Genomic DNA, 3,547 nt, shown 5'->3' on the forward strand with positions numbered 1-3,547 from the left:
ACGCGAATATGGCGCAGCTTACAGAAGTAAAGCTTGTTGGGGATTCAACTGCGGAAAAAATAATAGAGTTCTTCGAGCGGAGTTTTATAAAAAGAGAAATGCATCCGTGAGAGAAATACTAAAGCGAAAGATATATAAGATAATAATTAGAATCTAAGTGTGTTAGATTTTACGAGGTGACTTTATGGAAGATGGTTTCGCAATAAACCTTATACTCAAAGGAGAACTTAAAGAAAAATTTGAAGAAATCAAAAAACTATCGGGAATAACTGAACCGAACACAAAAACCCTTGAAAAGTGTATAGAATCGACACATAAACAACTATTCAGTTAAAGTGGTTGTGGTATTATTACAGACATTTTAGCTACTGTAATCGAATACACAAAGCGTAACTGGGTAATTCATCCCCTCTCACGACCAGACGACAAAGGGAACAGTCCAGGGAAGAAGCCCGTTTTATCAAAATGGCAATTCCTGACCAAGACCCCGGACGATATTGAAACATATCTGAATAAAGGCTGTAATATCGGGCTTGTCTGCGGTAAGGCTTCAAATGTGGATGCTCTTGACTTTGATATTGACTTATTTAAGGATGAATTGTTTAACGGTTTCGATCCAGAAACCCTGATTAGTGGGCACAGGGATGGACGAGGGCATGTGTTATTTCAACATCGGGACGATATTCTAAGTGAGAAGCATCATTTTATAGGGATTGAATATTTCGGCAATAACCAGGAAGGCGCAGGAAGTAATCTGGTGTTGCCGCCATCCATTCACTACAGCGGTGAAGTGTACAAATGGAAAGACCCCGAAGCGCCGCTGATGAAGATTCCGGATAAGCTTAAAGAGAACATAGCAGCTCTGTTCCGGAAAGAAGATGCGCTACACGAATACTTCAAAAAGTGCAGATACTGTTTTACGAAAGGGTCAAAAAAATACTCCAAAGAAGATGTACGCTCTAAAGGTCTGTGGGACAGACCGGACAGTATCACCGTTCACGGCATGGACGGACGTAAGGCAATCATAGCGATAATGGGAGAGCTTCGTAACGTGGGGTGCCCTGAGGACTTAATGCACATGGCATGTAAGCGATTCTTCGGGAAGGATTACGATTTCAGGGAAACCAGCGAGGCTCTTAAACACATCAAAGCAATCCCCCCAAAATGTGAGACCTTGCGCCAGTATCTTAACGTAGAGTGCGATGGGTGCGCGTGGAAACCTCCTGCAGTCAAAGAGATAAAGAAGGACGTAACGCTTGGAGATAAGATATGCGGGACGTGCTTCTACTGCCCTGCAGGACAACTTGGAGGATGCAGGAACCCGGACAATGATGAAGGGAAGAAGAAAAAGAGAGTAGAGGGGACAGATGCCGCTTGTAAGAAATATAAAAATAAGCCTTCTAAAACGAAAGGAAAAGTCGAAGGTAAATTAGTAACCGAGCCGGAGCCGGAATTACAGCGCGCAATGGGAATGTACACAGACCGTATGCAGCTCGCCGAAGAATTGCAGAAAATCATCCCTTTCTATTTTGATGATAGCCGGAATTATTGGATGTGGAAAAAGGATTTGAAGTATTACAAGCCGATAGATGAAACAGACATCCTTTCCTGCGTTCGACACAACAGCCGGGAATATGTTGTTAGTTCGACCCTTAAAAACGAGATTATAGAGAGTATTAGGGTCACAGGAAGGGAACGGCAGGTATTGCCGATAGAAAAGAACTGGCTACGGTTTAATGATAAAGTATATGACCTTGCAACTAAACAAACTTTCGAGCCGAAGCCGACCCATTTCTATTCGGCGCCAATACCCCACAACATCGGAAAAGCCCCGGATTGCCCGACCATTGATAAATTATTCACAGATTGGATGGGAGATCAGAAAGATATACTGTATGAAATCGCTGCGTATTGCCTGGTTGATGCGTACCCCATACACCGCATAATAATATTGTTTGGAGGGGGAGCGAATGGGAAAAGCCAATATATGGATTTCTTAACCCGGCTTGTTGGCGAGCATAATACAACTACGACAGATTTAGAGATGTTAATGAAGTCTCGGTTTGAATCTGCGAAATTATATAAAAAGAAACTTGCGTTAATTGGAGAGACAAACTTTTCAATTATCAAGGATACGGCAAAAATTAAGAAAATAACCGGGTCAGATTTGGTCAGTGGAGAGTTCAAGCAAAAAAAACCCTTTGATTTCTTCAATACAGCAAAGGTTATTATTTCATCTAATTCCGTGCCTGAGAGCCTTGATAAGACCGATGCGTTTTACAGGAGAATAATAATACTTGAGTTTAAAAATAAATTTACAGTTGAGGTTCCAATAATAGACACAATCCCAGAGTTTGAATATGAAAACTTCATTTTTTACGTCTTAGAACACATACTGTCGCCACTTTTAACCCGTGGAAGCTTCAAAAATGAGGGTACAATTGAGCAAAAAGCCGAAAAGTACGAAAAGCTCTCAGACCCGTTTTCTACCTTCAAAGAACGGGAATTAATCGAGGATATAGATAGTGATATTCCTCTGTGGGTTTTGAGGGAAATGTACTTCGACTTCTGCACACACAATAACTTCAGAAAACTCGGTGAAAAAGAGTTCACACAAACATTGAATCGCGCTGGAATAGAAACGAAAAAGAGACGTTTTGGGGAGAAAACTTGGAATGCTGCTATCGGTTTCAAGACGAAAAAACCCCACATCTGGAATATTACTGATAGTAATACTGTGTCTACTTGTTCCACTTGTTCCACGAATAATGATAAGATTATACATATAGGGAAAGAAGTGGAGGTCAGTGGAACAAACGGAACACATGGAACAAATGAGATTGTAAAAAAGCTAAAAGAAAAATATGATTGTTTTAATAAACCAGATTCAATATTAGATTTAGGGAGGTTACAGAAGAACATGGAACTTTATCTGCTTAATGAATTAGAGGGAAGTGAGGAAGTGTATCTTATGGGATTTGTGGAAGATTACTGTAAGGCGCGCGGGTGGAGTTAAATGGGGCTGAGGGCAGCTCACACCGACTATCTATATTAACTCTCATGTAGTTCTCGTAGGTAGTAAAAAAGTATATAAATAGGTATCAATATAGAAGTAAAAGAGGAATAACATGGCAGAAACTATAACTAATTTAGTTGTAAACGAACCGAGAGAGAAAATCAGAAATAGGTCGAAAAAGGTAATTTCACTCCCAAACGAATACTGGGATATACTCAAAAAGAGGCAAAATGGTGCTTTAATAGGGACATATGGGGATGCTATTATAGACATAATAGATATATTGTATAAAAACAATTTGCTGGGAAAAACATAAAGGATGGTGCTGAAAATAAAATGAACTTAAAAATAGAGATAGCATCAAATGAATTTGAAGCGTTTATAATAAGTTACAAAAAACAGACGCAGCGTTTCGTTGGACTCAGAAAACTGATGATGGAATCGTAACAAAGGCACGTATTATAGATGATAAGGGAACTACGGCACAGGGATGAAGCTGATGGATAAATACCCACGCTCTGAATGGACTCC

At 40.0% G+C, this 3,547-nt stretch carries 3 protein-coding genes; all 3 read left to right on the forward strand.

Annotated elements, in window-relative coordinates; genetic code table 11:
• The first annotated feature begins 184 nt into the window (after positions 1–184).
• The 3 genes from PHE88_12535 (at position 185) to PHE88_12545 (ending at position 3,332) form a co-directional block, all read left to right on the forward strand.
• Positions 185–334 (forward strand): hypothetical protein, encoded by a 150-nt coding sequence (locus tag PHE88_12535; GenBank protein ID MDD5688647.1) that lies wholly within the window; start codon positions 185–187, stop codon positions 332–334.
• Positions 335–373: 39 nt separating this feature from the next.
• Complete coding sequence (locus PHE88_12540; GenBank protein ID MDD5688648.1) at positions 374–3,016, forward strand: phage/plasmid primase, P4 family; 2,643 nt, start codon at positions 374–376, stop codon at positions 3,014–3,016.
• Between the two features lie 112 nt (positions 3,017–3,128).
• Complete coding sequence (locus PHE88_12545; protein ID MDD5688649.1) at positions 3,129–3,332, forward strand: hypothetical protein; 204 nt, start codon at positions 3,129–3,131, stop codon at positions 3,330–3,332.
• Positions 3,333–3,547 lie beyond the last annotated feature (215 nt).

The sequence above is a fragment of the Elusimicrobiota bacterium genome (assembly GCA_028718185.1).
Classification (GTDB): domain Bacteria; phylum Elusimicrobiota; class UBA8919; order UBA8919; family UBA8919; genus JAQUMH01.